Below are 25,100 nucleotides of genomic sequence, written 5' to 3'. Positions count from 1 at the left end.
GGCCGAATCAGTCGGCCAACTCCGGCCGCCCGCGGAAGAACTCCAGCGCTTCCGGATTGGCCAGCGCCTCGACGTTCTTCACCGGCTGCGCCTGCACGACATTGCGCACGGCCAGTTCGACGATCTTGCCCGACTTGGTACGCGGAATGTCTTGCACCTGCACGACCTTGGCCGGGACGTGGCGCGGCGTGGTGTTGTCGCGGATCTGCTTCTTGATGCGCTCGGTCAGCGACGCATCGAGGATATGCCCCTCCTGCAGCCGGACAAACAGCACCACCCGTACGTCGTCATTCTTGCCCGGCGGCCAAGCCTGCCCGATGACCAGCGATTCGAGGATTTCCGGCAGCTGCTCGACCTGGCGATAGATTTCCGCCGTACCGATGCGCACGCCGCCCGGATTCAGTGTGGCGTCCGAGCGGCCGTAGATGATCATGCCGTCGTGCACGGTCAGTTCCGAGAAGTCGCCGTGGCACCAGATGTTGTCAAAACGCTCGAAATAGGCGGCGTGGTACTTGGCGCCGTCTGGATCGTTCCAGAAGCCGACCGGCATGACCGGAAAAGGCTTGGTGCACACCAGTTCGCCTTTTTTCGAGCGCACCGGATTGCCGTCGTCGTTAAACACATCGACCGCCATACCCAGGCCGCGGCACTGGATTTCGCCGCGATAGACCGGCAGCACCGGGCTGCCGAGCACGAAGCAGGAGATGATGTCGGTGCCGCCGGAAATCGAGGCGAGCAGAATGTCCTGCTTGATTTCGCGATAGACCCAGTCGAAGCCTTCCGGAGACAGCGGGCTGCCGGTCGAGAACATGGCGCGCAGGGCGCCGAGATCGTGGGTCTTGCCCGGCGTCAGGCCCATCTTGGCGGCGGCGTCAATGAACTTGGCCGAGGTGCCGAAATGGGTCATCTTCTCGGCCTGCGCTAGATCGAACAACACCTTGCCGCCATCGGCAAAGGGCGAGCCGTCGTAGAGCAGCAGCGTCGCCCCGCAGGCCAGGCCGGAGACCAACCAGTTCCACATCATCCAGCCGCAGGTGGTGAAGTAGAACAGCCGGTCGCCCGGACGCACGTCGCTGTGCAGCTGGTGCTCCTTGAGGTGCTGCAGCAGGGCGCCGCCGTGGCAATGGACGATGCACTTGGGCACGCCGGTGGTGCCGCTGGAGAACATGATGAACAGCGGATGGTCGAAGGCAACGCGGCGGATGACGACCTCAGCGGCAGCGTCCGCCGGTGGCAGGTCGTTCCAGTTCACGGCCCCGGCGATGCCGGCTAGCGCCGGCCGCGGGTTCAGGTAGGGGACGACCACCGTCTTCAACAGCGACGGCATGCGGGCGACGACTTCGGCATTCTTGGCTAGGCAATCGACCGGCTTGCCGTTGTACCAGTAGCCGTCGACGCAGATCAGCACCTTGGGTTCGATCTGGCCGAAGCGGTCGAACACGCCCTGCACGCCGAAATCCGGCGACGCCGAGGACCAGATGGCGCCGAGCGCGGTGGCGGCAAGCATGGCGATCAGCGTCTCGGGCAGGTTGGGCAGGTAGCCGGCAACGCGGTCGCCCTCGCCGACGCCGGCGGCGATCAGGAATTGCTGGAAACGGGCGACTTCGGCATAGAGCTCGGCCCGGCTCATCCTCCGCTTGACCTTGTCCTCGCCCCAGAAAACCAGCGCCTCGCCGGCATCGCGATTCTGCAGCAGGTTTTCGGCGTAATTCAGGCGCGCCTCCGGAAACCAGCGGGCACCCGGCATCTTGTCGCCATCGACCAGCACCGTGCGTCCCTTGTCGCCCACCGCCCCGCAGAAATCCCACAGCGTGGACCAGAAAGCCTCCGGCTGATCGACCGACCATTGCCACAGATCGGCATAGCGGCCATGCCCGGTCGCCTGCATGAAGACCGCCATGCGGGTATCGCCGACGATATGGGGATTGGGTTTCCAGAGCGGCTGCGCTTCGCTGGCGTAGGTCATCTTGTCTCCTTGGTGTTGTCGATTTTGCATGACAGGATAGCAGGTTAACGTTAACGTCAACTGTCGCCTAGCGGACAAACCCTACGGGGCGGCCGCAGTAATCTGTCAGTCAAAATACCACTCAAAGGAGAACCCCATGTCCCCAGTCGTCCTCAGCGAAATCATCGGCAAGGTAGGCCTGATCCGCATCAACCGGCCGGAAGCGATGAACGCCCTGAACAACGATGTCGTCGACGGCATCGGCGCTGCCATCGACGCCTTCGAAGCCGACGAAGCCATCGGCTGCATCGTCATCACCGGCAATGAAAAAGCCTTCGCCGCCGGCGCCGATATCGGCTTCATGAAGGATTTCGATTACCTGCACGCCTACAAGACCGATTTCATCACCCGCAACTGGGAACGCATCAAAACTGCCAGGAAGCCGGTGATCGCCGCGGTGGCCGGCTTCGCCTTGGGCGGTGGCTGTGAAATGGCCATGATGTGCGACATGATCTATGCCGCCGACACTGCCAAGTTCGGCCAGCCCGAAATCAAGCTTGGCACCCTGCCCGGGGCCGGCGGCACCCAGCGCCTGCCGCGTGCCGTCGGCAAGGCCAAGGCCATGGACCTGTGCCTGACGGCACGGATGATGGATGCGGTCGAAGCCGAGAAATCAGGCCTCGTCGCCCGCGTCATCCCGGCCGATCAACTGCTCGACGAAACCCTGAAGGCGGCGCAGACCATTGCCGGCTTCTCGCTGCCGGTGGTCATGATGATCAAGGAATCGGTCAATCGCGCTTTCGAATCCAGTTTGAACGAAGGCCTGTTGTTCGAGCGCCGCGTTTTCCATGCCGCTTTCGCCGTCGCGGACCAGAAGGAAGGCATGGCCGCCTTCGTCGAGAAGCGCAAGCCGGCTTTCAAGAATCGCTGACTTGCATCTCTTCGTCGACATTTCCGGTCACGGCTTCGGGCATCTGGCGATCAGCGCGCCGGTGCTCAATGCCCTTGCCGCAATTAAGCCGAAACTGCGCCTGACGCTGCGCAGCAGCCTGCCCGAGGCCAAGCTGCGCCAGCGCATCCAGGAGCCGTTCGAGCTGATCCGCGGCAGCAGCGATTTCGGCTATGTGATGATCGACGCCACGCGCATCGACCGGGAGGCCAGCGCGACGGCCTATCGCGCCGCCCATGCCGACTGGGCGACGCGGGTGGCCGGGGAAGCCGCATTCCTGTCCGCACTGCGGCCCGACCTGATCCTGACCAATGTCAGCTATCTGCCGCTGGCCGGCGCGGCGCAGGCAGGCATCCCCGCCCTCAGCCTGTGCTCGCTGAACTGGGCCGACCTCTTCACCCATTATTTCGCCGCCGAGGACTGGGCCGCCCCCATCCACGCCCAGATGCTGGCCGCCTATCGTTCGGCGCAGCGTTTCCTGCGCGTCACGCCGGGCATGCCTATGGATAGTCTCGGCAACATCGAGGTGATCGGTCCGATTGCCGCCCTCGGGCAAAAACATGATCTCGGGCTGGGCAGCGACAAGGCCGTGCTGGTCGCCATGGGCGGCATCGCCCACCATCTGCCGGTCGACCGCTGGCCACGGCTGCCCGGCATCCGCTGGCTGATCGCCGCCGACTGGCAATGCCGCCATCCCGATGCGCTCGCCTGCGAATCCTTCGGTCTGAGTTTCACCGACCTGCTATGCTCGGTCGATGCCGTGATCACCAAGCCGGGTTACGGCACCTTCACCGAAGCGGCATGCAACGGCACGCCGGTGCTCTTCCAGCGTCGCGCCGACTGGCCGGAACAGGACTGCCTGATCGCCTGGCTGGAACAACACGCCCGCTGCGCTGAAATCGGCGAGGCCGACTTGCTGGGCGGCAAACTATCTGAAGCGCTGGATGCCCTGTGGGCATCGCCTGCCCGGCCGCTGCCACACGCCGATGGCGCCCTGCAGGCCGCTGAACTGATCAGAGCGGCCGGAAACCGAGCTTCTTGAGCAGTTCACCGGTTTCGCAGACCGGCAGGCCCATCACGCCGGTGTAGCTGCCGGACAGGTGCTCGACGAACATTCCGGCCCGCCCCTGAATACCATAGGCGCCGGCCTTGTCCATCGGTTCGCCACTCATCACGTAATGGCGGATTTCCTCTTCATCGAGCGGGCGAAAGCGGACTTCGCTGGTCGACAGCAGATATTCGGTATGCCCGAGGTGGTTAATCGCGACGCCGGTCAGCACCCGATGCGTCTGCCCGGACAGGCGCTGCAGGATGTGGGCGGCATCGGCCATGTTCACCGGCTTGCCGATGATCTCGCCCTGAAACTCGAGCGTGGTGTCGGCGGCGAGTACCGGACGCAGCGGCAAGCGGCGTTCCTGGACGATTTTCAGGCCATGGACGGCCTTGGCGCGTGCCACCCGTTCGACATAGGCCACCGGGTCTTCGTGGGGAAACGGCGTTTCGTCGGTTTCGCTATCGGCCCGCACGCCGTCCCGAAACAGCACGGTGTCGAAATCGATGCCGATCCGGCTGAGGAGTTCGCGGCGGCGGGGGCTGCGTGAAGCAAGGTAGAGGCGCATCATCCCTCCCGGTGATACGGATGGTTCTTCAGTACGCTGACAGCCCGATAGAGCTGTTCGCACAACAACAGGCGGGCCATGCCGTGCGGCAGGGTCAGGCTGGACAGGCGCAGCCGGTCGTCGGCCTGCGCCTTGAATTCTTCATCGAGGCCGTCGGCACCGCCGATCAGCAGCGCGATGTCGCGCCCGTCCTGTATCCACACTTCCAGGCGCTTGGCCAGTTTCAGGGTGGTCAGGTCGTCGCCCTTCTCGTCGAGCACGACGATACGGCAACTGCCGGGCATTGCTTCGCGCAGGCGCGACTTTTCGGCGGCCAGCAGTTGTTCGCGCGTTTTCGAGCCGCGCGGTTCGGGCTTGATTTCAGCGACGCTGGCCGGCAGTTCGCGCGGCATGCGCTTGAGATACTCGGCGCAGCCAGCGCTGACCCAATCGGGTTGGCGATGGCCGACGGCGAGAATGGCCAGCTTCATTCGCCGGCAGCCTGCTCCGCTTGCTGCTTGCGGCGCTGGGCCGGGGTGACTTGCCACAGCTCTTCCAGGTTGTAGTACTGGCGGACCATGGGTTGCATGACATGGACGACGACATCGCCGATGTCGACCAGCACCCATTCGCCGGCATCCTCGCCTTCGACCGAGACGATTTCGCCGCCGGCCTCGCGCACCTTGTCCTGAACGTTGCGGGCCAGCGCCTTGACCTGGCGGTTGGAGTCGCCGCTGGCGATGACCAGGCGATCGAACAGCGAGGTCAGCTTGGTGGTGTTGATCACTTCAATGTCCTTGCCCTTGATGTCTTCGAGGGCGTTGACGACGATTTTTTGCAGCTTGCGGATGTCCATCAGGCGTTTCTGTAGAGAGAATGAATTTGAATATAGTCGAGAACGTCGTCCGGCAGCAAATAGCGGGCGGACAAATCATTGGCCAGCAACTTGCGGACCTGGGTCGCCGAAATGGCCAGTTGGGTCATCGCAAAAGTGACGATGGCGCCGGCCGGCCCGGCTTGCAGGGCCGAGGCATCGGCCTGGCGGCGGGCATTGAATTCGTCGGCCAGTTCAAGCGGCAGGCTGGCCGTTTCGACAGGAAAACCGGGGCGGTGCGAGACGGCGACATGGGCCAGCGCGAAGATGTCGCGCCAGCGATGCCAGCCGGGCAGCCCGGCAAAGGCATCGGCGCCGACCAGCAGGACCAGTTGCTGCCGGTCGCCCAGTTCGCGGCGCAGGCGTTCCAGCGTATGCACCGTGTAACTCGGCGCGCTCGCCTCGACTTCGCTGGCATCGACCGAAAAGCGCGGATTGCCGGCTGTCGCCCGGTGCACCATGGCGAGGCGCTGCGCGGCAGTGACCTGCGGCGCCTCGCGATGCGGCGGCTGCCCGGCCGGAATCCAGCGCACGCCGCCGAGTCCCAGATGGGCGATGGCCTCTTCGGCCAGACGCAGATGGCCGTAGTGCACGGGATCGAAGGTGCCGCCGAACAGGCCGAGAGGTTCAGACAATTTCGGAAATGCCGAAGATGTCGCGATAGCTGGCGTAGAAGCTGGCGAAAATGGTCGGCGCGACCACCAGGACCATGGGTATGGTGACGATGGCCGTCACCAGATTGGCGGCACCGGGCATGATCAGGAGCAGGATGCCGAGCAGCACGCCGGGCAGGATGCCGGCGACGATGATCAGGCCCAGGCCATAGGTCAGGAAAGGCCGCCAGTTCATCCAGCAGGCCATGAAACTGAAGAACAGCGAGCGGCCGACCGAGAGCCGATGCCAGGAAGCGAGAACCGGCGCGAACCACCAGGCCATGAGGACCGGGGTCATCAACAGCATGACGAAAAGCGCCGAGAGCAGGAAATCGGCATCCTCGACCATCGCCCGCTCGGCGCGGTTGCTGGCCAGCATGAAGCGCAGCAGGTCGCCGCCGTCGACCAGCGTCGACATGGCGAGGACCCCCAGCGTGCAGCCCAGGTAAAGCCCGCCCAGGATCACCAGCGTCCGGCCATTCTCCTTCAGGCTGCCATACAAGGTCTGCAGGCCGATCGGCTGGCCGCGTTCGAGATTGCGCGCCGCCTGCATCAAGCCGACCGACAGGCCGGGAATGGCCAGCGAGGCGACCAGCACGCCGATATACGGCACGATGTTCAGGAACAGCACGGTAAACCAGTAGGCGACGACCAGCATGCCAAGCATGATGGGATTGCGCCGGAAAATGGCGAAACCGCCCATGACCCATTGCCAGCCGGCCGCCGATGGCAGTGTTTGCGCCCTCACCGTCAGCTCCCCATGAAAATGTCGCGGTACGACGCGTAGACCGCGCCGGAAAAGACCGGCAACAGCAGCAGCAGGCCCATACCCACCGGCAACATGGCGAAAAACAGCGCGACAAGCAGGAAAACGCCGAAGATGCACATCGGCAGCCAGTTCTTGGCCCCGGCGGCGAAGCTGGCCTTCATCGCATCGAGCGGCTTCATGTCGTGGAAAAAGACCAGGGCCGGGGCATACCAAGTGGCCATGATGACCGGTATCGACAGGACGAGCACGAGCAGGCCGGCCAGCATGACGCCGCCCAGTGCGATGCCGAAACCCGCCACCTTGCCGGTGATCCCGCCACCGAGTACGCCGCCGCTGACCAGCAGGAAGGCCATGAAGGCGATACCGAAGACGCCGGCAGCAAAGAAGACGCCGACCATGACCAGTTGCCCGGCCTGATGGCGGAAGCCGGCGAACAGATCGGCGATTTCCGGTTCCTCGTTGTCGCTGATGTGGCGGCACACCCGGAACATGCCGGCGCCGAACAGCGGCACCAGCAGGTGGGCGGCGATCTGCCCGAACAACGGCACGATGGAAATGGCCATCAGGATGACCAGCAACAAAACGGTGGTGCCGATCCAGATGCCCGGATTGACCAGGAACATGGCCCAGCCCTGGCGCAGCCAGTCGAAGCAGGCGCCGGGATCGACTTCGCGGCTTTCGCCGGTAAAGCGCGCCGGCGCCATCGGAAATGCAGGAGTTTCGTTCATGCGCGGATGCTAACGGGGGAGCGCGGTCGGGGCAAGGCGAAAACGTGTCAGAAGATGCCGAAAATCATCGGGATTCTTGATCGTTACCACTTCGCCCTGGCGCGGGCGGTGCCGTACCTCCAGGCGCAGCAGCCAGAAGCGCAGCGCAGCGGCACGCCGCATGGCCGGCCACGCCTGCCGTTCGGCCTCGACCAGCGTGCGAACACTTGAATAGCCGGCGACCAGGGCAGCCAGCGCCGCGTCGTCGGCGCACCAGTCGTTGGCGACCACCGCCAGGTCGAACAGCCAGGCGTCTTCGCCGGCAAAATAGAAATCGAGCACGCCGCTCAGTTGTCCGTGGCTATCCCACAGCACGTTGTCGCGGAAGAGGTCGGCATGGATGACCCCGCGCGGCAGGCCGGTCCAGTCCTGCGTCGCCTGGAAGGCCAGTTCGTCGGCAAGCAGGGCGGCCTCGTCCGCGCTGACCTGCGGCAACAGGCTCGCTCCGACTTGCTGGCGCCAGGCGGCGCCGCAGGGATTGGGCAACGCCTCGGGCATGCCGGCAGCGGCCTGATGCAGACGGGCGAGCAGCGCGCCGACGATACGGCAATGGCCGGCCGTCACGTCGTCCAGCGCCGCGCCGGGCAGACAGCTGAGCAGGGCGGCCGGTTTGCCGGCCAGCGGCCGCCAGCGGCGACCCTCGCCGTCAGCCAGCGGTTGCGGACACGGCAGGCCACCGTGGGCCAGCCGGTCCTGCAAAGCGAGGTAGAAATCGAGGGCGGCCGGTTCCAGGTTTTCGAACAGCGTGAGGACGAAACGACCGCTCGCCGTCGTCACGAAATAATTGGAGTTCTGCATGCCGGCCGCGATGCCGGCATGGTCGATCAATTCGCCCAGACCGAGAGGCTGGAGCCAGACAGCGAGTTCATCCCGCCCGACGGGGGTATAGACGGACAACGCTTACCAGCTATGAATGACCCACATCGGCGGCTTGGTCAGATGCTGGTCGGGGCCGACATCGACGAGGATGCCGTCGCCCTGGCGGTCGACCAGATAGTACGGCTTGCCGACGGCCGGGGTGACCTTGACCATGTACAGCTTGCCGCGGATACGGAATTCCTCGCGGGTTTCCGTTTCCCGCTTGACGATGGTGACCTGCGGCTCGAGCGCTTCGTCGAACGCTTCCATACCCGGCGGCGGGGGCGGCACGGCCGGCAGCGGCTGCAGATCGCCCCTCTGCGCCCAGGCAGGCAGTGCGGCAAGCAGCAGGATGGGGAAAAGACGGCGCATGATGGAATCCTTGATTTTGATACCCCGATTTTACAGGTTGAGCAGCATCTCGTGTTCGTTTGGCAATGGCCCAAAGGGACGGGCTTCGTAGTGCTTGAAGATGGCTTCGACGACCTTTTCCGGTTCATCGATGATCTGGATCAGGTTCATGTCTTCGGCATCGACCATGCCTTCGCTGACCAGCCGGTCCTTGAACCAGTCGATCATGCCGCCCCAGAATTCCGAGCAGACCAGGATGAGCGGAATCTTGCGCGCCTTGCCGGTCTGGATCAGGGTCAGCGCCTCCATCAGCTCGTCCAGGGTACCGAAGCCGCCGGGCATCACGACATAGGCGCTGGCGAAGCGGACGAACATGTATTTGCGGGCGAAGAAGTGGCGGAAGGTCTGCGAGATGTCCTGGTAGGGATTGTTGGCCTGCTCGTGCGGCAACTGGATGTTGAGGCCGACCGACGGCGACTTGCCGAAGAAGGCGCCCTTGTTGGCCGCTTCCATGATGCCCGGACCGCCGCCGGAAATGACCGAGAACCCGGAATCGGACAGCAGCCGTGCCAATTGCTCGGTCAGCGTGTAGTACTTCGACTCGGGGCGCACACGGGCCGAACCGAACAGGGTCACGGCCGGCCGGATCGCGGCCAGACGTTCGGTCGCCTCGACGAACTCTGACATAATGCCGAAAATCCGCCACGACTCGCGGGCCGTCGTATTTTTCAACAGGGCCTCGGTCTCCACACCCATCACCAGCTTGTCATTTTCCGTCACTTCGTATGCCTCTCTTGTTGTTGGTGGACGGTTCGTCCTATCTCTATCGCGCTTTCCACGCCCTGCCCGACCTGCGCAACAAGGCCGGCGAGCCGACCGGCGCCATCTACGGCGTTTTGAACATGCTACGTCGTCTGGAAAGCGACTACAAGGCTGACTACAAGGCCGTCGTCTTCGACCCCAAGGGCAAGACCTTCCGCGACGACTGGTATCCCGAGTACAAGGCGCACCGGCCGCCCATGCCGGACGACCTGCGTGCCCAGATCGAACCCATCCACGCCGCCATCAAGGCCGCCGGCTGGCCGGTGCTGACGGTCGACGGCGTCGAGGCTGACGACGTGATCGGTACGCTGGCCACCCAGGCCGCCGCGGCCGGCATCGAGACGCTGATTTCGACCGGCGACAAGGATCTGACCCAGCTGGTCGGGCCCAAGGTCCGCTGGTACAACACGATGAGCAACGAGCTGCTCGACGCCGCTGGTGTCGAGACCAAATTCGGCGTGCCGCCCGAGCGCATCGTCGATTACCTGGCCCTGGTCGGCGACACCGTGGACGGCGTGCCCGGCGTCGCCAAATGCGGCCCGAAGACCGCAGTCAAATGGCTGGGCCAGTACGGCAATCTCGACAATCTGGTGGCCAACGCCGCTGAGGTGTCGGGTGTCGTCGGCCAGAACCTGCGCGACCATCTCGGCTTCCTGCCACTGGGCAAGAAGCTGGTGACGGTGGTCTGCGACCTGCCCGACCTACCGCCCCCCACCGGCCTGACGGCGACGCCGCCGGACACCGAGACGCTGCGCTCGCTGTACACCCGCTACCAGTTCCGCACCTGGCTAGCCGAAATCGACGGTCCGGAAGCCGCCGCTGGCGTGCCGGCGCAGACGGTCGGCGTGGCAGAAGCGCCACCGCCCGCCGAAAAAATCGCCGTCAGCTATGAAACGGTACTCGCCTGGCCGCAGTTCGATGCCTGGCTGGCCAAGGTCCAAGCCGCCGAGCTGACTGCGCTGGATACCGAAACGACCAGTCTCGATTCCTTCGCCGCACGCATCGTCGGCATCTCGTTGTCGGTAAAGCCCGGCGAAGCCTGCTACATCCCACTCGCCCACACCGCCCCCGGCGTTGCTGACCAACTGCCGCGCGACGAAGTATTGGCCAAATTGAAGCCGTGGCTGGAAGTGGCCGACCGCAAGAAGGTGCTGCAGAACGCCAAGTACGACCAGCACGTCTTCGCCAACCACGGCGTTGCGCTGGCCGGCATCGCACACGACACCATGTTGCAGAGCTACGTCATCGAGTCGGACAAAGGCCATGACCTCGGCCAGCTGTGCACCCGCCACCTCGGGTTGGAGACCATCGCCTACGAGGACCTGTGCGGCAAGGGCGCCAAGCAGATCGGCTTCGACCAGGTCGATATCGAACGCGCCGCCATCTACTCGGCCGAAGACGCCGACGTCACCTTGCGCGTCCATAACGTGCTGCATCCGCGATTCGCCGGCGAACCGGGCCTGTCGCGCATCTATCACGACATTGAGATGCCGGCCCGGCAGGTGATCTGGCAGATCGAACGCAACGGCATCCTGGTCGACGCCGACGTGCTGTCGAAACAGAGCCACGAAATGGGCCAGAAGATCATGGCGCTGGAAACCCAGGCCTACGAACTGGCCGGTCAGCCCTTCAACCTCGCCTCGCCCAAGCAACTGGGCGACATCCTGTTCACCAAGCTCGGCCTACCGGTCAAGAAGAAGACCGCTTCTGGCGGCCCATCCACCGACGAGGAAGTGCTGACCGAACTGGCCCTCGACTACCCGCTGCCCAAGCTGCTGCTCGAGCACCGCAGCCTATCCAAGCTGAAAGGCACCTACACCGACAAGCTGCCGCGCATGATCAATGCGCAGACCGGCCGCGTGCATACCAATTTCGCCCAGGCCGCCGTGGTCACCGGCCGGCTGGCGTCGAGCGACCCCAACCTGCAGAACATCCCGGTACGTAGCGAGGAAGGCCGGAAAATCCGCACTGCCTTCATCGCCCCGCAAGGCAGCAGCATCGTATCGGCCGACTATTCGCAGATCGAACTGCGCATCATGGCCCACCTGTCGGGCGATGACCGCCTGCGCGACGCCTTTGCGCACGGCGAGGACGTACACCGGGCGACGGCCGCCGAAATCTTCGGCGTCACGCCGCTCGAAGTCGGCCCCGACCAGCGCCGTGTCGCCAAGAGCATCAACTTCGGCCTGATCTACGGCATGAGCGCCTTCGGCCTCGCCCGCCAGCTCGGCTTGGAGCGCAGCGCGGCACAGACCTATATCGACCGCTACTTCGCCCGCTACCCCGGCGTCGCCCAGTACATGGAAGAAGCCCGCCAGACGGCGCGCGACAAGGGCTACGTCGAAACTGCCTTCGGCCGCCGCCTGTGGTTCCCGGAAATCCGCTCCAGCCAGGCTATGCGCCGCCAGGCCGCCGAGCGCGCCGCGATCAACGCCCCGATGCAAGGCACCGCCGCCGACCTGATCAAGCTGGCCATGGTCGCCGTACAGGACTGGCTGGAAAAATCAGCGCTGCGCTCGAAGCTGGTCCTGCAGGTGCACGACGAACTGCTGCTCGAAGTGCCGGATAGCGAACTGATCGACGTCCGCACCCACCTGCCGCGCCTGATGGGCCAAGTCGCCGAACTGGCCGTGCCGCTGGTCGTCGAGGTCGGCGTCGGGCCGAACTGGGAAGCGGCGCATTAGCCTTTTGCAAGCAAGGTGCGGCAAGCAGCTAGCGCCTCCTCCGGCGACACATCCTTGACGTGGTGAGACTCCGGTTGGATCACGACTTGCGGCACACCCCAGGGGTGCCAGCGGGTCGCATTTGAATCGCCGAACAGGCAAACGATCGGCTTGCCAAGACCCGCCGCAACGTGCATCGCGCCACCATCGGCACAAACCATCAAGTCAACCAGCGACAATCCTGCCACAAGTTCAGTGAGGCTATGCGTCGGGACAGGAATGATGCGCTGGTCGTGATGCAATTCAGCCATCAGTTCGGCCAATTTCTCGTCGTCCCCCGGATGGGCCGGATCGGTGCAGCTACCCGGCGCCCAAAAGACCAACACTTGCTTGGCTAGGTCTTCCGCAAGCAAGCCGCGAATCGTGGCAGCAAATGCCTCCACCGACCAGCGCTGCTTGGGCCGCCTGGCCGAGATATGCACTGCTACCCTGGCTACCTGACCTGCCTCAATCCCGAGGTCCGAGCAGAGTTTCCGAACCACACCGGTATCTGCCGTAACCTTGGGAGATCCCGCCACCGGCAATACTTCTTCGCGACCTGCAAGTTCTCGGAGCATCGACATGCAACGCTCTACCTCATGGCCTCGCTCCGCCGGCTTGAAAGGAACGATTCGACGTGCCCCAACCATTTTTGCGTAGCGCTCCCCGCCTGGCGACGCAATAATCGCCACATCAATGCCCGTCAATCGCAGACGCCACATCAGCCTTGCCGTTTCCATCCAGATCGCCAGCTTGCTCTCGCCCGGCTCTCGATGTTTGGCCTTGCGATAAGCAAACACCTCGTTCACATCGGGATTGCCGTGCATCACGGCGACGTTGTATTGATTGACCAGAACACCGATCCAGGCGTCAGGCATTATCTGGCGCAGGGCAGCTAGCATGGGCGTGGTGCACACCAGATCACCGATGTTGTCGCGACGAATGACCAGGATTTTCATTAACTCTCTCCGGCATCAGCGGATTGTTCGGTCAGACTCAGTCCCACCAGGATGCCGACCAAGGCACAGGCCATATTAGCCAGCCCGCCAACCCAGAAGCCATTGGCTACGTTACTCAACAGGTAGGCGAGCAGCGTGGTCAGGATTACCACCCGCAGGCGCTGATGCTCGACGGGGCCACGGCCAAGACCTTTGAGCCCCTGCCAGAATACGGCCAACCAGAAGGCCAGCACCAGCAACAGGCCGGGAATACCGATCTCGAAGGCCACCTGCAGGAAATAATTGTGCGGATTGACCTTGCCGTAGCTGGCGTGCGTCTCTTCGCCGAGATAATAGGCCGCCTTGCCGGGATCGTTTGCCTTCCAGCGTTCGGCATAGCCCCCCTCGTTGATCGCCCAGGCCAGCTTCTTCCACCCATAGCCATAGCCAAGTAGCGGCCGGGCTGCGATCACTTCAACGACGCCGGACCACACGTCGAAACGCATACTCAAGCCCTGATTGGTAACATAAGTATCGGACTGGGCCAGCGAGCGGTATTTTTCCAGATAACCAAGGTTGCTTTGTGTGGCAAACCATCCAGCGCCAATGGAAATTACCAGCAAGGCTATGGAGAGCGCCTTCCAAGCGCGCGACAAAGCAAAAAATAGAATGACTGAAATGGCAACGACCAGCAATGGACTGCGCGAACCGTACAAAACGGTCAACCCTACGGCCAGCGCAACCAATACAAAAAGCATGGCGCGTTGCCAGATATTGGATACGCAAGAAACCGCAAAAGCAATGACTAGTGGCAGGCAAAACCCTGCCATTATCGCGTACCCTCCCCAAAATGATCGGTGGGAACGCGGAATCTCTCCCTCACTAAGAGAGTGATCCATTAGGTAGGACCCAACCTCAATGCTGGAAAGTAGGCTAAATACAGCAAATCCAGCGACGATAGCCCACAAGGCAACTCTGGCCTGCGCAGAATTTCTCACCAACACGCAACCAACTAACAGCAACTCGACCTGCAATAGTAAATCCCGAGATAGCGCATGAAGGCTATCCATAACATAAGCGCCGATCAGCGATACAATAAAACTCCAGACAACGATGGCCAATGCAAAACCTAAAACCGTATTTCGCTGAGCCATGCGATAACGTATTTCGGGGCGCATGCCAAGTGGAACAGCCAGCAAAACCAAGCCAAACATTAAAAGGTACTTCACCGCAATGAACTTTTCGAATGGCTGAATAAATAACAGAACGAGCCAAAACAGAAAAGCCAATTGCCTATCTACTTCTGACGATACCCAATCCCTAAACTTCAATCTACAGATATTCATAATCAATCCGAGATCGGCATAGCTTTATTAAATATAGGCAGATGATTGTAAATCGATATTATCTTTTCAACTGCACTATCATAAGTATAATTATTCCGAACATGAGCGCCACCAGCAATTGCTATTGACTCCCGAACATCCTGATTATCCAAATAATATCTTAATCCTGATTTAAAACCCTGAAGATCGCTCTCATCAAAAACACCTACATGGCATCCAGGCTTAAGATAGTTATCCATTTCCCTCGATTCGTCGGTAAAGAGAAAAGCTCCACTTGCTGGGACCTCAAATACTCGCATATTCATCCCACTTCTTCCCTTACCAACGCCTGCCCCCCAGTTGGTCACATTCAGTACAATTCGAGATTCGTTATATAACTTATTGAGCGGCTCCCCGTCTATCCACTGCCCCTTGATAGCCCTTAGCACCTTAGCGTTACGGATATTGTTCCTACGCCATTTGCGGCCATATACCGCAACATTTGGCGTCACCTCCAAAACCGCATCAATGAATTTTTGTCTATGAGGAGACCAATTCCCGACAAAACAAACATCATAGCGCTTGTCTAATCCAATTATTTTATGAAAACGATTTGGATTAACCATGTGGCTTAGATAGCTTACATTGCAGTGGCCGCTTGCCTTGGCCTGTTGCACGGAAGATTCGGCCAAAAAGAAATACCAGTCAAATAGGTTTATTTCCCCTAAGGCTTCTTGCGTCCGTTCTTCTTTCTCCACCCACCAACCAAACAGCCGATTCGCTTGATTAAGCGCATCGTTATTGAATGCAATTCCTCTAACCACGAAGACAAGATCGGGATTGAAGGAAGAAATCTTCTCTTTCAACGCCGTGCTCCGATAATTTTTATGGGCAAGTGGATGATCGGAGAAAACGGTTTTATTTTTTGGCAAAATCCGAAGATTATGCAACTGCTTATTTAAGCGTCGTATTATCCATCGATCAAACCATGTATTTTTGTCCGCCAAAACATAGTCAACATCAATATTGCGCTTCGCAAATGCCTCCGACAGATCTGCAATAATAGGCGGATTAGACGAATAAGCAATGAGTACTTTTTTCAAACTATTCATGATCAACTTTAACTATTTCAGCCTGTGTTTTTAAAATACGAAGCACCTCGTCAACTAACCTCTCGATAGGTGCGTGGGCAATGCATGCCCGCGTACCAAAACGGCAAGCGTAAGGTGCGTCAAATGCATGTGAACACGGCGCGCAAGGCTCAGTACTGTGGATAACAATCGCACGTTTGCCAATTGGTCGCTGATCCGCAGCATCAGCCGGCCCCATAAAGTCAACAACTGGCACACCCAGTGCATCAGCTAGGTAGGTAGCCCCAGAATCGACACCGACAAAGCAGTCAAGAGCTTTTAGAAGAATGGGCAATTCATCGAGTGGCCATTGGCCAGTCGTATCGACAACTCGGTCGTACTGCAGATAAGTGCTCAATGTATCTGCAGTAGCCCGATCAGCTTCCGTGCCAATTAGCACCAGGATTGATTCCGTTCGTTTGATAATCTGGCTGGCAAATGCCTCAATTTGTGACGGATCCAGAGCCTTCATCCGATTGCCGGCTCCCAGACCAAAGCCAACGAGCGGACGGCTTTTGTCCGTGGGCAACTTGTCCAGCCGGGCCATACCATTTGGTACTCCACGCGCTTCGTTGGGAAGTGCCAGCAAAGCAGCATCAACGTTAACGCCGAGCCCAACCAAGGCCCGTAAAGCCGTTTCGCGAAAAAGCTGCCCAACTCGATGGGGCTCACCATGAGTCAGAAAGGGCCAAGCCAAGCGAACGCTACCTCGCCGACGGTCTGCCAGCACCGACACCCGTTTGGGCACGCCCACCCAAAATGGAACAAGCAGATTAGTGAGGTTTGGGCTAAGAATTAAAACCCCGTCGTAACCTTCGGCCAGTTGTTTTAGCAGCCAGCGTTTGCCATTCCACCCTTTGAAGCCGTGCTTAGGCAAAGTCACGATACGGTCAATGGTATCCAGTTGCTTGGCCAACGGAATATTGACAGGATGCAATAAAGCAACGATCTCCATTCCCGGATGGCGAATGCGCAAGGCTCGAAAAACCGGCGTCGTCGCAATGAAATCACCAATCTTGGCAGTCTGGATGACCAAAACACGATTGGTTGGACGTCGCCTTCGAGCAGCAATGCACCACAATATTGGTGCAGCCAGCCAAGTCAGCACTAAATAAATCAAGCCATTGCCTCAGCAAAAACCATTGCCACCCCACTGATATAGGCTTCAATTGAGAATTTGGCCACAACGCGGCGGAATCCTGCTTCCCCCAAATGCTGCCGCAGAGCAGCATCTGAATTCATTAACGATACGTAGTTAACCAGCGCGTCAATATCCCCATGTGGGTACAAGAAGCCAGTTTCTCCATGCTGGACGACCTCGTTGGGACCTACAACATCTGCACTGACTATTGGAACCTTGCATAGCATTGCTTCAATTAAAACCCTACCGAACCCCTCTTGCCTGGAAGCAAATAAAAAAATATCAAAATGCTGCATCCATTCCAGCGGGTTTTGGCTAAATCCTACAAAAATCACGGATGAATCGATCGAATTTTCCTTGGCAATTTGTACAAGGCGATTGAGTTCCGGCCCCTCCCCCAGCACAATCAAACGGCAGGGTATACCAAGTTCATGGTTGAGTTTTGCCAAGCATAAGATCAAATGATCTACACATTTGCGAGCCACCAAGGAGCCAACAGTTCCAAGAATTAGTTCCTGGCCATTCCTGTCAAAACAAGCCTTTTCTGGAATGGGTGTCGACAAATCAATGCCGTTATGAACAACAATTATTTTCTCGGGAGAAACTCCCTGCATACATAGTGAGTTAGCCAAACCATGAGAATTGCAGATGACCTTGGTGGCGATCCTATTAACGACCGAAATCTCGTATCGCTCCAACGAAACATCAATTCGAGCATGCTGAACCACTGGAATTCCCGATAATTCAGCAGCCAAATACCCCTCCATATTAGATGATGGCTGGTTATTCATATAGAGCATGTCATAGCCGCCCTCCCTGAGTAAAGAATGCAGAAGGGCAGTCCGCGGTTTGATCCGCCACAACATTTCAATTGTGAAAACCCCCCGCTTCTTGAGACGGCCGGACCACAACAGCAACCCGCGGACCAACTCCTTGGCCAGCTTGGCCCACAGCGGTTGCTTGCGTATCGGCAATAGAAGTAGCGGAATACCGATATGAGCCAGTTCATCGGACAGCAGACGGCCGCCCTTGCCCTTTGTGTAGTCCTTGTAGAAACAGCAGGTCACATCGAACCGCGTGCGGTCGATGCGCTTTAGCAACTCAAACATGCTGTTGGTGCCGCCACCCCATTCGTTGCCAGTGTCGAGCAGCAGAATGCGTTTCGGAGAGCTCATGCCGCCCCCCGGCTCAGGATGGCATCGACGGCGGCCACCACCTCATCGACCGTGATATTGTCCATGCATATCGGCTCGGCGTAGGGACAGTTCTTCGAATAGCAGGGATCGCAGGTCCGCCACTTGCGGATGATGACATGCTTGTCGACGTCGTAGCCGGGACCAGAGCGAGCCGGATCAGACACTGCAAACAGCGCGACAGCTGACGTACCCACCGTCACCGCCAGATGCATCGGTCCGGTATCCCCGGTGACCAACAGACTGGAACGGCGCAACAGGTCGGGCAAGGCAATCAGCGGCAATTGCCCGGCCGAAGCCCAAGCCCGCGCCCCCCCGGCGAACGGAACGGCCGCCTCGATGCCGGCCGCCACTTCCTGGCACAGGGCTGCTTCGGCTGGCGAACCGGTGACCACGAAGCGCAGTTCCGGGCGCGCCTTAACCATGGATATGGCCGCCGCGATGAAGCGCGAACGCGGCCAGCGCCGGCTCATGGTCGAAGCGCCCGGCTGAAAGGCGACGATGGTCGCCTTCTGCCAGCCGCGCTCGGCCAGCGCCGCATCCACCGCCGCCTTGCCAGCGGCATGGGCAGGCACGGTCATGCGCCGCTCGAATTCGCCCACCGCTCCAGCCAGTTTCGCCACCGCCAAGCGCTGGTCGATGCCATGACCGAGATCGTCCCAGCCGAGCACCGGTTCGCGATTACTGAGCAGGAAATTCCAGCGGTTGTTGTTGGGTAGCTTGAAGATGTGGCGGGCGTCAGACAGGTAGGCCAGCGGCGTCGCCTGCGGCTCATTGCCGTGAAGGATGACGGCGAGGTCAAAGCCCTTGAGCTGTCGGGCGGCCCGGCGGAAACCGCGCCATTTGCCGTCGTAGGGGATCAGCTCATCGACCTCGGCCAAGCCGGTGAATAGTTGCTGCAGCGAGGGATGGACGAGCAGAGTGATGTGGGCCTGCGGATAGGTCTGGCGCAACGCGCGCAGAGCCGGCGTGGACAGCAGCGTATCGCCGAGCGCAGTGCAGGAAATTGCCAGGATGCGGCGGATGGCCGGCGTGCCGAGTTCCTGGGCTGGACGCGCCCTCCGGTCGAGCATTCGCTTTAGGTATAGCCATTGGTAGAGAATTGATTCACGCAAGCGCAAGCGCATCAAAATCCTTTCTTGCCTGACTTCAGGCCCAGGTACAGCGCCGACAGCAGCGGCCGGCCGTAAAGGCCCATCCGTCCGCAGAACCAGTTGGCTGGCTTATCCTTGACGACCAGGCGAGGAATGCGAACCGGGTCGGTGTCGCGGCGCGCGACGCCCGGTGCGGTGGTGTACAGGTGGGTGAAGCCGGCAGCCTGCGCCACGCGCTGGTAGGCGGCGTCGTAATAGCCCTGCGGCCAGCACAGGTGCGGGCTGGCCTCGCCGAGGCGGGCGGCCAGCGTGGCGCGCGAAGCAGCCAGGTCGTCGGCCAGCGCCTGGTCGCGTTCTCCCTGATCGGCGATCTGGCGATCCCAGCGGGTGTGGCTGTGGGTGTGCGAGTGGAAATCGAAAGTGCCGGCGGCACGCATGGCTTCGACTTCCGACCAGCGCAGGAAGGCGGTGTCGAGCTTACCGTCGGCGGCCGCAGCCATCGCCTGGCCGTGGGTCGGCACATCGGGCACGCCGGGCTGGCCGGCATGCGGGCGAACCTCGCCCTCGCCCATCCAGCCGGTGATCAGGAACAGCGTGGCCCGCTGGCCGAATTCCTTGAGTACCGGGTGGGCATAGACCCAGTTGTCGAGATAGCCGTCGTCGAAAGTGACGAGCACGCTTTTCTTCGGCATCACACCGTCCGTCAGCGCCTGGGCGAACTCATCGGTGGACAGGGTTTTCCAGCCGTTGTCGGCCAGCCACTGCATGTGCGCCCGGAAATTGTCCGGCGAGCAGGTCACCAGCCCGGGTTTCGGGCTGATGTGGTGATACATCAGCACGGGCAGCGGCTGCCCGAGGCTCATTGCTCCTCCAGCAGGCGCTCGTACAAGGCTTCCATGCCCTGCGCCATGACTTCGCGGGCAAACTTGCGGTGCACGAATTCGATGGCGTTCGCACCCATCGACTGGCGCAGCACCGGGTCGGCCAGCAGGCGGACGAGCGGCTCGACCAGCGCCTGGCCGTCATGGGCCGGCACGAGATAGCCGGTCTTGCCTTCGAGAATCACTTCCGGCACGCCGTCGACATGCGTCGCCACTGCCGGCAGTCCCATCGCGCCGGCCTCGATGAAGGCGGTGCCGAGCGCTTCCTGATGGGTCGGCAGGACGAAGACGTCGAGCGAGGCGAGGACGTTGGTCACGTCGCGGCGCAGGCCGAGCAGGTGGATGCGCCCTTCCAGCCCGTCGACCGCGATGCGCGCCTTCAGGTTGTCGGTCTGCGGGCCGTCGCCGGCGAAGACGAAATGGGCGTTCGGGAAGCGCGCCAGCACTTCCGGCGCCGCATCGAGGATTTCGGCGTGGCCCTTCTTGGCGCGCAGGATGGCGACCGTACCGACCAGCAGGGCATCGGCCGGCAGGCCCAGTTCCTCGCGCAGGTTGCCCTGTACGGCGGCGCGGTCGTAGCGCGAGAAATCGACGCCGGTCGGGATGGTGGTGATGCCATCGCGCGGCACGCCGGCCTCGACCAGGTAATTCTCGACATACTTGCTGACCGTCACGACATGGTCGGGCAGCACGCTGTAGGTGAATTTCGACGTGATGGGCAGCGCCAGGTGGCGGGTACGGACGATGGCCGGGCGATTGAACAGCGTGCGTGCCGCCATGCCGGCCAGCTGGGTGTCGCGGCCGCTGTGCGTATTGACGACGTCGGCGTTGAAGCGCTTGATGACCGAGCGCAGGCGGATGATCGCCGGCAGGTCGATGGCGCCGCGCATATCGACGACGAAGGTCTCGAAACCGGCTTCCTTGGCCCGTTCGAGAATGCGCGCCCCGGGCCGGCCGACGACGGCCAGCGTATGCCCCCGGTCGCGCATGGTGACCAGTTCGTTCATCGTCCGGTTTTCCTGGCCGCCCCAGCCCTTGGACGACTCGGTGTGCAGGATGCGCATCAGACGGCGACCTCTTCCGCCTTCTGCATGCGGTACAGGCGGGCGTACAGACCGTCGTGGGCGAGCAGTTCGGCGTGTGAGCCCTCTTCCTGCTTGTGGCCGTGGGCCAGCGCGATGATGCGGTCGGCACGTTCGATGGTCGACAGGCGGTGGGCGATGACCAGCGTGCTGCGCCCCTTCATCAGCTCGTCGAGGGCGGCCTGCACGTGGCGCTCGGATTCGGTATCGAGGGCCGAGGTCGCTTCGTCGAGAATCAGGATGGGTGCGTTCTTCAGAATGGCGCGGGCGATGGCCAGGCGTTGGCGCTGGCCGCCGGACAGCTTGACGCCGTTCTCGCCGATCATGGTGTCCAGGCCATCGGGCAGGGCTTCGATGAATTCCAGCGCATGCGCCGCCTTTGCCGCAGCGCGGATTTCGTCGAGCGTCGCATCGCGCTTGCCGCCGTAGGCGATGTTGGCGCCGATGGTGTCGTTGAACAACACCACATCCTGGCTGACCAGCGCGATATTGTCGCGCAGGCTATTGAGGCGGATGTTGGGCAGGGCATGGCCGTCGACGCGGATTTCGCCGGCATCGAGCGCATAGAAGCGCGGCAGCAGGTTGGCCGCCGTCGTCTTGCCGCTGCCCGACGGGCCGACCAGCGCGACGCACTCGCCGGGGCGCAGGGTCAGCGACATGCCGTCGAGGGCAGGCCGTTCGGCGCCGGGATAGGTGAAGGTGACCTTGTCGAACTCGACCAGACCTTGGGCGCGGCCGAGGTCTTCCTGGCCGCTGTCCGGCTCGGCATCCTCGTCGATCAGGGAGAAGACGCTTTCCGCTGCCGCCAGGCCGCGCTGGATCGGCGCATTGACGTCGGTGACGCGCTTCAGCGGCGCCATCAGCATCAGCATGGCAGTGACGAAGGAAACGAAGCTGCCAACCGTAGTCTGGTCGCTCGATGCCTGCTTGAGGGCGACGCCCATGATGATGGCGACGCCGGAGGCGGCGAAGAACTGGACCAGCGGGCTCTGCGCTGCCGAGGCCATGGTCGCCCGCATGGCCAGCCGGCGCTGCTCGCGCACCGACTGGTAGAAGCGGTCTTCCTCGTAGGCCTGGCCGCCGAAAATCTTGACCACCTTGTGGCCCTCGATGGCTTCCTGCAGCACCTGCGTGATCTTGCCCATCGACTCCTGCTGGCCGCGCGCCACGCTGCGCAGGCGCTTGCTGAAAACGCGCACGACGACGGCGATGAAGGGGACGACGCTCAGCGTGATCAGGGTCAGTTGCCAGTTCAGCCAGAGCAGCCAGACGAGCAGGCCGACGATGGACAGCGAGTCCTTGATCAGCGAGGTCAGCGCATTGGTCGCCGCGCCGGCGACGCCGGTCACGTCGTAGGCGATGCGCGACATCAGGCGGCCGGACAGGTTGTCGCTGTAGTAGCGGGTCGGCAGGCGGACCATGCGGGCGAACATGGCCTGGCGCAATTCGGCCACCACGTTGCTCGACACCCAGCTCATCAGGTAGTCACCGAGAAAACCGAAAATGGCGCGGACGAGGAAGATGCCCATGATGGCCAGCGGGTAGAACAGCCAGTCCCACGGGCCGTTGGCCTTGGAAAAACCGTCGTCGAGCAGCGATTTCATGATCGCCGGAAAGACCGGCTCCGCCAGCGAGGCCAGCCCCATGCACGCCAGCGCGGCGAGGAAGGCCTTCCAGTACGGGCGGACATAGGCCAGCAGCCGGAGGTAGAGCTCACGGCTGGTCATGTCATCAGACATGCAAATCCTTGAAGCGAAAAGTAGAACCGGTGATTATACCTTGGCCGCGTCAGCGGCCCAGCGCACGGTAAAGGGTCAGCAAGCGGTCGGCCATCGCCGGCAGGGTCAGCGGTTCGGCCACGGCGCGCGCCGCCGTCCGGGCCTCGGCATTGCCGGCCAGTCCAGCCAGATCGTCGAGGCGCTGGGCCAGGCCGTCGATATCAACGGCATCGACCACCCAGCCATTGTCGCCGGAACGTACCCATTCCTGCGCCCCGCAGGTCGTCGAGGTAACTACCGGCAGGCCGCAGGCCAGGGCTTCCAGCGCGGCATTGGGGCACGGATCGTAGAGCGTCGGCAGCACGAAGCCGTCAGCCGCGCCGTACCACGGGCGGACATCCTTGAGCGGCCCGGTGAACAGCACGCGCCGGCTCAGCCCGAGCAGTTCGGACAACTTCCGCATGGCTTTCAGCTTGCGGTCGGCCCCAACGATGACGATGCGTGCATCGGTGCGCTGCATGCGTGCCGCGGCGCGCAGCAACTGCGGCACGCCCTTGCGCTCGAAGCCGCTGCCGACGAAGAGCAGCAGCGGTGCCTCGTCGGGAATGCCGTTGGCGGCGCGCAGCGATTTGCGAAATTCAGCAGCCAGCCCGGGATGAAACACCTCGGTATCGACGCCGTTGTAGATTACCTGCAGCTTGTCGTGGGCGACGCCGTAGTAGCGCGCTACTTCGTCGGCCACCATCTGCGAGTTGCAGATCACGGCGCGCAGGGCCGGGTGCGCAAACATCGCCTTTTCCGCGCCCAGCACGTAGCGGTGATACGGCGACCAGCGCTGGGTCGCCCGTTGCAGCGGGCCGAGGATGCGCGCCCGATGATCAAGCCAGGCGGCATGCACGCCGTCGCCAGCGCGGAAGATCATGCAGCCGGCAATGCGCTCGTGCGACTGGGTGATGTCGAAACCGCCCTGGGTCATCTCGGCCTGCGCCGCCGCGGCAAAACTGCGGTCGCGCGCCGCCCGTCCGCCAAGCAACCGGGAATAGGCCGGATCGCAGGTGATCTGCCGGAAACCCTCACGCGGTGCGCCATCCCAGCTCCGGGTAATGAGCGTCACCTCGGCCCCGTCGCCGGCCAGGGCGCCGAGCGCGCGTTCGACAAAACGCTCGGCACCGCCGAACGGGTTGTAACGCTGGCGAACGATGGCGATCTTCACGCGCCGAGCAGTTCCTGTGCCGCCGTCATCACCTCGTCGACGGCAATCGAGGTCAGGCAGTCGCTGACCTTGCCGCCGCCGCAACCGTCGTGGCCGCACGGCCGGCAGGGGTGAACGGTGCTGGCGATAACGCGGCTCGGCACGCCCCACGGCCCCCACTGCTTGTCGCCGGAGGGGCCGAACAGCGCCACGGTCGGCGTGCCGACGGCCGCCGCGATATGCATGGGTGCCGAATCGACGCCGATGAACAGTTTTGCCGCCTGGGTCAGCGCCGCCAGTTCCTTCAGCGACAACTGGCCGGACAGGCTGAAGGCCGGCTTGGCCAGCCGCGCCTGGATGGCTTCCAGCATGTTCTTTTCGTCCTGGCTCGGCGCGGCTGTCAGCACCACGGCGTGACCGGCCGCCTGCAAGCGTTCGACCAGCACCGCCATGCGCTCGACCGGCCAGCACTTGAAGAACCAGCGCGAGGGCGGATGGACATGGATGAAATCCTTGCCGCGCAGGCCGAATCCGGCCAGATGCGCCGCCACCACCGCTTCGGCTGCCGGCCCCGGAACCAGCGTCAGCTTCCGTTCATCCGGCCCCGGCTGGATGCCGAGCCGGCGCAGCGAATCGAGGTTGGTCTCCGCCATGTGGCGCTGCGGATTATGGATGGTCTGCAGGTGCGTGAAGCTCTGTTTCCAGCGCTTGCTGCGCCCCTTTACCACCGGCCCGACCGCCCAGCGCGGCTTGAGCAGCCGGCACAGCCAGGCGCCGCGCCAATGCTCGGTGAGGTGGATGATCAGGTCGTAACCGCGCGCCTTGAGGGCGTTGTAGAGCGCCAGTTCGGCCTTGAGCTGGCCCATCGCCCCCAACTGCTTCCACTTGCGGTCGATGGTATGCACCTGCGCGATGGCCGGATGCAGCGTCACCATCCCGGCGGTATCGGCATAGACCAGCGCGTCGATCTCGGCCTGCGGCGCATGCGCCTTGAGCACCGAGAAGACCGGCGAGCTGACCAGCACATCGCCGTGATGGCGCAGCTTGATGACCAGCACGCGGCGGATTTCGCCGACCGGAATCGCGTCGCGCAGGGGGGTGAAATTTTCCATGCCCGG

General features: G+C 62.1%; 24 protein-coding genes. 3 read left to right on the top strand and 21 right to left on the bottom strand.

Annotated elements, in window-relative coordinates; genetic code table 11:
* Positions 1-7 precede the first annotated feature (7 nt).
* Positions 8-1,966: an acetoacetate--CoA ligase gene (locus LZ012_RS03190; protein ID WP_275707480.1), complete on the bottom strand. Its 1,959-nt coding sequence runs from the start codon at positions 1,964-1,966 to the stop codon at positions 8-10.
* A gap of 136 nt (positions 1,967-2,102) precedes the next feature.
* On the opposite strand from LZ012_RS03190, the gene LZ012_RS03185 reads away from it, so the two are divergent.
* Together LZ012_RS03185 and LZ012_RS03180 are read left to right on the top strand one after the other, a co-directional pair.
* Positions 2,103-2,876, top strand: a complete 774-nt coding sequence (locus LZ012_RS03185) for an enoyl-CoA hydratase (RefSeq protein ID WP_275707478.1) — start codon at positions 2,103-2,105, stop codon at positions 2,874-2,876.
* A gap of 1 nt (position 2,877) precedes the next feature.
* Positions 2,878-3,936 carry a glycosyltransferase family 28 protein gene (locus LZ012_RS03180; protein WP_275707476.1) on the top strand — a complete coding sequence of 353 codons (1,059 nt, stop codon included), beginning with the start codon at positions 2,878-2,880 and terminating at the stop codon, positions 3,934-3,936.
* Here the strand turns inward: LZ012_RS03180 and LZ012_RS03175 are convergent.
* Genes LZ012_RS03175 through LZ012_RS03135 form a run of 9 tightly spaced genes read right to left on the bottom strand, consistent with a single transcriptional unit; the run spans position 3,908 to position 9,544 of the window.
* Positions 3,908-4,513, bottom strand: a complete 606-nt coding sequence (locus LZ012_RS03175) for a Maf family protein (RefSeq protein ID WP_275707474.1) — start codon at positions 4,511-4,513, stop codon at positions 3,908-3,910. The two genes, LZ012_RS03180 and LZ012_RS03175, sit on opposite strands and share 29 nt — an antisense overlap.
* Positions 4,513-4,983 carry a 23S rRNA (pseudouridine(1915)-N(3))-methyltransferase RlmH gene (rlmH, locus tag LZ012_RS03170; RefSeq protein ID WP_275707472.1) on the bottom strand — a complete coding sequence of 157 codons (471 nt, stop codon included), beginning with the start codon at positions 4,981-4,983 and terminating at the stop codon, positions 4,513-4,515. Before rlmH ends, LZ012_RS03175 begins: the two co-directional genes overlap by 1 nt.
* Positions 4,980-5,348, bottom strand: coding sequence for a ribosome silencing factor (gene rsfS, locus LZ012_RS03165; protein ID WP_275707470.1), 369 nt, complete (start codon positions 5,346-5,348; stop codon positions 4,980-4,982). The genes rlmH and rsfS overlap by 4 nt, the downstream gene beginning before the upstream one ends.
* Complete coding sequence (gene nadD / locus LZ012_RS03160) at positions 5,348-6,001, bottom strand: nicotinate-nucleotide adenylyltransferase (protein WP_275707468.1); 654 nt, start codon at positions 5,999-6,001, stop codon at positions 5,348-5,350. Before nadD ends, rsfS begins: the two co-directional genes overlap by 1 nt.
* Positions 5,994-6,767 carry a BPSS1780 family membrane protein gene (locus tag LZ012_RS03155; RefSeq protein ID WP_275707466.1) on the bottom strand — a complete coding sequence of 258 codons (774 nt, stop codon included), beginning with the start codon at positions 6,765-6,767 and terminating at the stop codon, positions 5,994-5,996. Before LZ012_RS03155 ends, nadD begins: the two co-directional genes overlap by 8 nt.
* A 2-nt stretch (positions 6,768-6,769) precedes the next feature.
* Positions 6,770-7,516 carry a BPSS1780 family membrane protein gene (locus LZ012_RS03150; protein ID WP_275707464.1) on the bottom strand — a complete coding sequence of 249 codons (747 nt, stop codon included), beginning with the start codon at positions 7,514-7,516 and terminating at the stop codon, positions 6,770-6,772.
* Between the two features lie 9 nt (positions 7,517-7,525).
* Positions 7,526-8,452, bottom strand: a complete 927-nt coding sequence (locus LZ012_RS03145; protein WP_275707462.1) for a homoserine kinase — start codon at positions 8,450-8,452, stop codon at positions 7,526-7,528.
* 3 nt (positions 8,453-8,455) lie between these two features.
* Entirely contained in the window at positions 8,456-8,785 is a 330-nt protein-coding gene (locus LZ012_RS03140) for a DUF2782 domain-containing protein (protein WP_275707460.1), read from the bottom strand.
* A 30-nt stretch (positions 8,786-8,815) separates the two neighbouring features.
* Complete coding sequence (locus LZ012_RS03135) at positions 8,816-9,544, bottom strand: LOG family protein (protein ID WP_420839466.1); 729 nt, start codon at positions 9,542-9,544, stop codon at positions 8,816-8,818.
* 5 nt (positions 9,545-9,549) lie between these two features.
* Here LZ012_RS03135 and polA point away from each other — a divergent pair, with 5 nt between their 5' ends.
* Positions 9,550-12,270 carry a DNA polymerase I gene (gene polA / locus LZ012_RS03130; RefSeq protein ID WP_275707458.1) on the top strand — a complete coding sequence of 907 codons (2,721 nt, stop codon included), beginning with the start codon at positions 9,550-9,552 and terminating at the stop codon, positions 12,268-12,270.
* Here polA and LZ012_RS03125 read toward each other — a convergent pair.
* From LZ012_RS03125 to rfaQ, 11 genes are read right to left on the bottom strand one after another with little or no spacing between them, the layout of a single operon-like run.
* On the bottom strand, positions 12,267-13,247 hold the full coding sequence (locus tag LZ012_RS03125) for a glycosyltransferase family 9 protein (RefSeq protein ID WP_275707456.1): 981 nt from the start codon (positions 13,245-13,247) through the stop codon (positions 12,267-12,269). The two genes, polA and LZ012_RS03125, sit on opposite strands and share 4 nt — an antisense overlap.
* Positions 13,247-14,515 (bottom strand): O-antigen ligase family protein, encoded by a 1,269-nt coding sequence (locus LZ012_RS03120; protein ID WP_275707454.1) that lies wholly within the window; start codon positions 14,513-14,515, stop codon positions 13,247-13,249. The genes LZ012_RS03125 and LZ012_RS03120 overlap by 1 nt, the downstream gene beginning before the upstream one ends.
* Positions 14,516-14,574: 59 nt before the next feature.
* On the bottom strand, positions 14,575-15,663 hold the full coding sequence (locus LZ012_RS03115) for a CgeB family protein (RefSeq protein ID WP_275707452.1): 1,089 nt from the start codon (positions 15,661-15,663) through the stop codon (positions 14,575-14,577).
* Positions 15,656-16,801: a glycosyltransferase family 9 protein gene (locus LZ012_RS03110; protein WP_275707450.1), complete on the bottom strand. Its 1,146-nt coding sequence runs from the start codon at positions 16,799-16,801 to the stop codon at positions 15,656-15,658. Before LZ012_RS03110 ends, LZ012_RS03115 begins: the two co-directional genes overlap by 8 nt.
* Positions 16,798-17,997 carry a glycosyltransferase gene (locus LZ012_RS03105; protein ID WP_275707448.1) on the bottom strand — a complete coding sequence of 400 codons (1,200 nt, stop codon included), beginning with the start codon at positions 17,995-17,997 and terminating at the stop codon, positions 16,798-16,800. The genes LZ012_RS03110 and LZ012_RS03105 overlap by 4 nt, the downstream gene beginning before the upstream one ends.
* Entirely contained in the window at positions 17,994-19,088 is a 1,095-nt protein-coding gene (locus LZ012_RS03100) for a glycosyltransferase family 9 protein (RefSeq protein ID WP_275707446.1), read from the bottom strand. Before LZ012_RS03100 ends, LZ012_RS03105 begins: the two co-directional genes overlap by 4 nt.
* Before the next feature lie 53 nt (positions 19,089-19,141).
* Positions 19,142-19,972 carry a polysaccharide deacetylase family protein gene (locus LZ012_RS03095; protein WP_275707444.1) on the bottom strand — a complete coding sequence of 277 codons (831 nt, stop codon included), beginning with the start codon at positions 19,970-19,972 and terminating at the stop codon, positions 19,142-19,144.
* On the bottom strand, positions 19,969-21,054 hold the full coding sequence (locus LZ012_RS03090; protein ID WP_275707442.1) for a glycosyltransferase: 1,086 nt from the start codon (positions 21,052-21,054) through the stop codon (positions 19,969-19,971). The genes LZ012_RS03095 and LZ012_RS03090 overlap by 4 nt, the downstream gene beginning before the upstream one ends.
* A complete protein-coding gene (gene msbA, locus LZ012_RS03085) occupies positions 21,054-22,811 on the bottom strand; it encodes a lipid A export permease/ATP-binding protein MsbA (RefSeq protein WP_275707440.1) in 1,758 nt (585 codons plus the stop codon). The genes LZ012_RS03090 and msbA overlap by 1 nt, the downstream gene beginning before the upstream one ends.
* A gap of 49 nt (positions 22,812-22,860) precedes the next feature.
* On the bottom strand, positions 22,861-24,003 hold the full coding sequence (locus LZ012_RS03080; protein WP_275707438.1) for a glycosyltransferase family 4 protein: 1,143 nt from the start codon (positions 24,001-24,003) through the stop codon (positions 22,861-22,863).
* On the bottom strand, positions 24,000-25,094 hold the full coding sequence (gene rfaQ, locus LZ012_RS03075) for a putative lipopolysaccharide heptosyltransferase III (RefSeq protein ID WP_275707436.1): 1,095 nt from the start codon (positions 25,092-25,094) through the stop codon (positions 24,000-24,002). The genes LZ012_RS03080 and rfaQ overlap by 4 nt, the downstream gene beginning before the upstream one ends.
* Positions 25,095-25,100 lie beyond the last annotated feature (6 nt).

The sequence above is a fragment of the Dechloromonas hankyongensis genome, from assembly GCF_022012295.1.
Lineage (GTDB): Bacteria > Pseudomonadota > Gammaproteobacteria > Burkholderiales > Rhodocyclaceae > Azonexus > Azonexus hankyongensis.
The sequence above is the reverse complement of the archived record's forward strand: the minus strand, read 5'-3'. Positions and strand labels throughout refer to the sequence as shown.

Bases quoted from the DNA above. Each gene is read 5' to 3' on its own strand.
- LZ012_RS03190 (WP_275707480.1), bottom strand. From the start codon at position 1,966: ATGACCTACGCCAGCGAAGCGCAGCCGCTCTGGAAACCCAATCCCCAT.
- LZ012_RS03185 (WP_275707478.1), top strand. From the start codon at position 2,103: ATGTCCCCAGTCGTCCTCAGCGAAATCATCGGCAAGGTAGGCCTGATC.
- LZ012_RS03175 (WP_275707474.1), bottom strand. From the start codon at position 4,513: ATGCGCCTCTACCTTGCTTCACGCAGCCCCCGCCGCCGCGAACTCCTC.
- rlmH (WP_275707472.1), bottom strand. From the start codon at position 4,983: ATGAAGCTGGCCATTCTCGCCGTCGGCCATCGCCAACCCGATTGGGTC.
- rsfS (WP_275707470.1), bottom strand. From the start codon at position 5,348: ATGGACATCCGCAAGCTGCAAAAAATCGTCGTCAACGCCCTCGAAGAC.
- LZ012_RS03150 (WP_275707464.1), bottom strand. From the start codon at position 7,516: ATGAACGAAACTCCTGCATTTCCGATGGCGCCGGCGCGCTTTACCGGC.
- LZ012_RS03140 (WP_275707460.1), bottom strand. From the start codon at position 8,785: ATGCGCCGTCTTTTCCCCATCCTGCTGCTTGCCGCACTGCCTGCCTGG.
- polA (WP_275707458.1), top strand. From the start codon at position 9,550: ATGCCTCTCTTGTTGTTGGTGGACGGTTCGTCCTATCTCTATCGCGCT.
- LZ012_RS03125 (WP_275707456.1), bottom strand. From the start codon at position 13,247: ATGAAAATCCTGGTCATTCGTCGCGACAACATCGGTGATCTGGTGTGC.
- LZ012_RS03115 (WP_275707452.1), bottom strand. From the start codon at position 15,663: ATGAATAGTTTGAAAAAAGTACTCATTGCTTATTCGTCTAATCCGCCT.
- LZ012_RS03105 (WP_275707448.1), bottom strand. From the start codon at position 17,997: ATGAGCTCTCCGAAACGCATTCTGCTGCTCGACACTGGCAACGAATGG.
- LZ012_RS03100 (WP_275707446.1), bottom strand. From the start codon at position 19,088: ATGCTCGACCGGAGGGCGCGTCCAGCCCAGGAACTCGGCACGCCGGCC.
- LZ012_RS03095 (WP_275707444.1), bottom strand. From the start codon at position 19,972: ATGAGCCTCGGGCAGCCGCTGCCCGTGCTGATGTATCACCACATCAGC.
- LZ012_RS03090 (WP_275707442.1), bottom strand. From the start codon at position 21,054: ATGCGCATCCTGCACACCGAGTCGTCCAAGGGCTGGGGCGGCCAGGAA.
- msbA (WP_275707440.1), bottom strand. From the start codon at position 22,811: ATGTCTGATGACATGACCAGCCGTGAGCTCTACCTCCGGCTGCTGGCC.
- rfaQ (WP_275707436.1), bottom strand. From the start codon at position 25,094: ATGGAAAATTTCACCCCCCTGCGCGACGCGATTCCGGTCGGCGAAATC.